The sequence below is a fragment of the Sphingobacterium shayense genome (assembly GCF_013179575.1).
GTDB lineage: Bacteria > Bacteroidota > Bacteroidia > Sphingobacteriales > Sphingobacteriaceae > Sphingobacterium > Sphingobacterium shayense.
Genome location: NZ_JABMCQ010000217.1, coordinates 1 through 5,284 on the forward strand (window position 1 = coordinate 1; position 5,284 = coordinate 5,284).

The 5,284-nt window shown below is 40.4% G+C and carries 3 protein-coding genes; all 3 read left to right on the forward strand.

Annotated features, from left to right (window positions below):
- Nucleotides 1-673 (forward strand): efflux RND transporter periplasmic adaptor subunit (locus tag HP439_RS17500; RefSeq protein ID WP_172391623.1); only part of this gene is annotated, 673 nt, incomplete at its 5' end.
- Nucleotides 674-760: 87 nt separating this feature from the next.
- Nucleotides 761-3,925 carry an efflux RND transporter permease subunit gene (locus tag HP439_RS17505; RefSeq protein ID WP_172391624.1) on the forward strand — a complete coding sequence of 1,055 codons (3,165 nt, stop codon included), beginning with the start codon at nt 761-763 and terminating at the stop codon, nt 3,923-3,925.
- Between the two features lies 1 nt (nt 3,926).
- Nucleotides 3,927-5,284: efflux transporter outer membrane subunit (locus tag HP439_RS17510; protein WP_172391625.1), on the forward strand; the 1,358-nt coding region annotated here is incomplete at its 3' end.

Consider the following 5,284-nt stretch of genomic DNA (forward strand, 5'->3'; position numbering starts at 1 on the left):
AGCAACAGCTGCTGTCGGTAGTGCTCAAATTAACAAAGAATTTACTTTAATTACCGCGCCTGTTAGCGGGTATATAAGCCGAATTCCAAAAAGAATCGGCAACCTTGTTACCAAAGGAGACAAAGAACCCCTTACTATGTTGTCTGACGTTCAAGAAGTATTTGTATATTTTTCAATGAACGAATCTGATTTTCTATATTTCTCAAAACAAAAAGCAAAAGAAGATAGTATCAATGGTATAAAACGCGAAAACCAACTAAGCTTCCCCGAAGCAACATTAATTTTAGCGGACGGAGAGGCATATAGCAAAAAAGGGAAAGTTGATGCAATTAACGGACAAGTTGACCGCACAACCGGCGCGATTTCACTACGAGCTTCCTTTCAAAACACCGACAACATACTTCGTAGCGGTAGTACAGGTACATTAAAGATTTCCGAAGTAAAAAAAGGTGTTATCCAAATCCCCCAGATAGCAACCAGTGAACTCCAAGATCGTACTTTCGTATACGTTCTTACAAAAGATAATAAAGCAGAACGCCGTTCGATTACCATTAACGGTTCTAGCAAAGATAAATATATCGTATCCTCTGGATTAAAAATAGGAGATAGAGTACTAACCTCCGGGCTGGATAAGATTACCGATGGCTCAAGTGTGACGCCAATCCAACAATAATTCTTTTGTATATTAGTTTCAGAAAACTAATATCAAATTATATCATTAGATATAGTGCTAAATTTTTATGCACATTAATTCGCATTTATGTTAAAAACATTTGTCAATAGACCCGTATTAGCTACTGTCGTTTCCTTAATCCTTGTTATTCTTGGTCTGGTGGGATTGAAAACACTCCCAATTAGCCGCTTCCCTGAGATAGCTCCTCCCAGTGTAGTAGTAGCGCTTAGCTACCCTGGAGCGAATTCAGAAACTGTCGCAGAAAGCGTTTTACTACCTATCGAAGAAGCTATCAACGGCGTTGAGGATATGACATACATCAAGTCCTCCGCAACGAACTCTGGTTCGGGGTCCGTTCAGGTTTTCTTTAAAACAGGAACAAATCCGGACATTGCTTCGGTTAACGTTCAAACGCGTATATCAAAAGCCATCAGTACGATACCCTCCGAGGTTAACGAAAATGGTATTACCGTACAACCCAGACAAAGTGGCGCGATTATGACCATCAATCTCTTCTCCGACCATAAAGATTCGGTTTACGATGAGACTTTCCTTCAAGCCTACGCGCAAATTAATATGATCCGCCCTTTATTACGTGTCGATGGAGTGGCGCAAGTATCTAGAATTGGCGCAAGAGATTATTCCATGCGCGTATGGTTGAACCCTGAGAAATTAGCTGTATATAACCTGGTTCCGCAAGATGTTAGTAAAGCACTCGCTGATCAAAACTTTGAGATGGCTCCAGGAAAATTTGGAGAAACGTCCGACGAGGTATTTGAAACCGTACTCAAACACAAAGGTCGTTTTTCTCGACCTGAGCAATTCCAAAACATGGTCATTAAGACCAATAAAGATGGCTCGGTCCTTTACCTCAAAGACATTGCACGAATAGAATTTGGTGCAACAAATCTTGGAAGTGACAACAAAGTCGACGGAAATCCCGGCCTTACCCTCAACATTACACAAACTAGTGGATCGAATGCCCACGCGATCGACATCGAGGTTCGCAAAGTACTCCAGGAACTCGAAAAAGCGTTCCCTAAAGGGGTACACTACGAAATATCATACAGCGTTCGTGATCAAATAGATGAATCAATAAGTCAGGTACAACACACTTTATTTGAAGCCTTCATCCTTGTGTTTATTATCGTATTTGTCTTCTTACAAGATTTCCGCTCTACACTAATCCCAGCAATTGCAATTCCGGTATCCCTGATTGGTACGTTTTTCTTTTTGAGTCTATTTGGCTTTTCCCTCAACGTGCTTACCATGTTTGCCTTAGTTCTAGCTATAGGTATTGTTGTCGATGATGCAATCGTCGTTGTAGAGGCGATACATCAAAAAATGCATGAAACGGGACTCAAACCTCGGGCGGCAACATTGGAAACAATGTCTGAAATAACGGGTGCTATTTTGTCCATAACAATGGTAATGGCTGCAGTATTCTTACCAATCGGATTCATGGAGGGACCTGCCGGTATTTTCTACAGACAATTCGCATACACGCTAGCCACAGCAATCCTTATATCCGCATTGAACGCTCTTACCTTGAGTCCCGCTCTTTGTGCGCTGCTGCTTAAACCGATGAGACACGAAGGCGAAGAGGATGAAAAGCTCGCCAATAGAAATAAATTTCAAACATATAAACACCGCTTCTTTGACGCCTTTAACGTTGCCTTCGATCGATTTACTGAGAAATACATCACAGCTATAAAATTTTTGTTAGCTAAAAAGAAATTAGCTTTTCTAGGTCTTGCCGTAATTACTATAGTCGGCGCCGCTTTTTTAATGAAAACACCACGTAGCTTTATCCCAACTGAAGATGATAGTTTCCTCACTTATTCATTAGCGATGCCTCCTGGTGCTTCGCTCTCTCGTACTACTCAAGTATTACGAACCGCTGACAGCATCTTAAAACGCCATAAGGATATAGCAGGAATGACAACCGTTTCTGGATTTAACGCACTAGACGGTACTACGAGTCCGGCATTCGCGGCGGGATACATTAATCTTAAACCACATAATGAACGTACTGATATTAAATCAATCGAAGCGTTCATGGATACGATCCGAAATGACTTGGCGCATATTAACGAAGCAACTTTTAAAGTATTTCCTCGCCCTACGGTACAGGGATTTGGAGATTTTGCAGGTATAGAACTCGTTCTTCAAGATCGTCTTGGGGGCGATATTCGCGATTTCGATCTGGTAGCGGATTCCTTCATCAATCAATTAAATGAATTACCAGAGGTTAGCAACGCCTACACAACTTTTAAATCTAATTTCCCTCAATACGAAGCTGATATTGATGTTGTAAAAGCCAAAAGTATGGGTATCGAAATAAAGGAAATGATGAACACGATTAGGATGTACTTCGCAAGAGTAAATTCAGGTGATTTCAATCGCTTCGGCCGTACCTATCGTGTTTATATGCAAGCAGATTTTGATTATCGTACGGACCCCGAATCCTTAAATTCTATATTCGTTCGAACGAAATCGGGTGCGATGGTACCGGTAAGTACAGTTATGACTCTCAACAAAGTGATTGGGCCTGAAGTTATTACTCGATACAACCTATATAACGCAATCACCGTTAACGCTACACCAGCAAATGGGTACAGTACAGGAGATGCTATGGCTGCGATTGAGAATTATGCTAACGATAACTTACCTGCAAACTACGGATATGAGTGGACCGGAATGTCCTATGAAGAAAGTCAATCTGGATCGCAGACAATCCTGATCTTCGCTTTAAGCATATTATTTGTATACTTCTTGCTCTCGGCGCAATACGAAAGTTATATATTGCCTTGGGCGGTCCTATTATCTGTACCAGTCGGGTTGGTGGGTGTGTTTTCCACGGTACTCTTAGTCGGCCTTGAAAATAATATTTATGTCCAAGTAGGATTAATAATGTTAATTGGGCTCTTAGCTAAAAACGCAATTCTTATTGTTGAATTTGCAGTACAACAACGGACCAAAGGTCTAAGTATTTATGATGCCGCAATCACAGGAGCCAAACTGCGCTTGAGACCAATTCTGATGACGTCACTTGCGTTCGTCGCCGGACTTATACCGTTAATGTGGAGTGTTGGCCCTTCCGCCATTGGTAACCACTCAATAAGTTTTAGTGCTGCGGGAGGTATGTTAGCGGGTGTTATTTTCGGCATATTTATTATCCCAGTCCTATTTGTCGTGTTTAAAACATTAGATGAAAAAGTTAAATCAAAATTCAATTCTGAAGAAAATTAGTATGAAAGACAGAATAAAACAATTTGTATACATAATTCTGTTGTTGATGATAGTTTCTGCCTGTAAAATAGGTAAAAAGTACAGTCAGCCAGATTTAAATATTCCTGAGCAGTTTCGGGGGGACACAATGTCTTTCACGCAAGACACAACCGCGTTCGGTTTGGTCTCGTGGCGCGAATTTTTTAATGACCGCAAATTACTATCTCTAATCGACAGTGGATTAGCAAATAATTACGATATGCGCACGGCACTAAAAAATATCGAAATAGCGAACCGTAATCTTAGACGAAATAAATTAGACTATTTGCCTTCGGTTGATGGAAATATTGCGTCAATCGAAAAACAATATCGTTCAGACGATTTCTACGGAAGCCCTTCGTCCAAGTGGTATGCAGGAAAAGAAGATAATGAAATTCCTAACAGTTTATTTGCTTATCAATCACAATTTAGTACAGGAGCCGAGTTCTCCTGGGAAATCGATATTTGGGGTAGGATCGCTAATAATAAGGACAAGCTTAAAGCTGCGTTTTTAGATACGCACGAAGCTAAAAATGCCATTCAGACAAAGTTGATTTCTGATATTGCGTTGGGTTATTTCAACCTAATAATGCTCGACGCACAAATTGAAGTAGCTCGTCGTAATTTACAATTAAACGATAGCACACTACAAATGATTGAACTACAATTTGCAGCAGGCGAAATAACCGCTCTGGCAATACAGCAAACGAAATCACAACGTTTAGTAGCTGCTTCTTTAGTTCCAGACTTAGAAAAACAGATTGCTATTCAAGAAAACTCTCTCCGAGTGCTTGTTGGCGAAATGCCAGACACTATAGGAAGAGGTAATTCGACGGAAAATCTTATGAATATAGGTGGTGACGTATCATTGGGTTCTCCCCTGGAAATAGTTAGAAACCGCCCTGATATCAAACGCGCAGAATTTGGATTAATAGATGCAAATGCACAGATGAATATCCAACAAATCATGCGTTACCCCCAATTATCGTTGGAGGGCATATTCGGTGTAAACAGTATGCTACCTAAAAACTGGGTTAACATCCCAGGCGCATTAATAGGAGGAATTGGCGGTGGTTTGACAGCTCCGATATTCAAAAATGGAAAACTAAAAAATGAGTATGAGGTAGCTAAGATCGAACGTGAAAAAGCAGAATTAGGATTACAACAAACGGTAATGGAGGCAGTAAGTGAGGTTTCAAATTCTGTCATCACAATAGAAAAGCAAAAAGAACAACTTAAACTAGCACGAGAAAGAGTCGACAATGCAGATTTAGCAGTCAAAAATGCATCCTTATTATTTAAAGCGGGTTATGCAACTTACCTGGAAGTTATTACCGCACA

Coding starts and splice junctions, on each gene's coding strand:
- HP439_RS17505 (WP_172391624.1), top strand. CDS start 761: ATGTTAAAAACATTTGTCAATAGACCCGTATTAGCTACTGTCGTTTCC.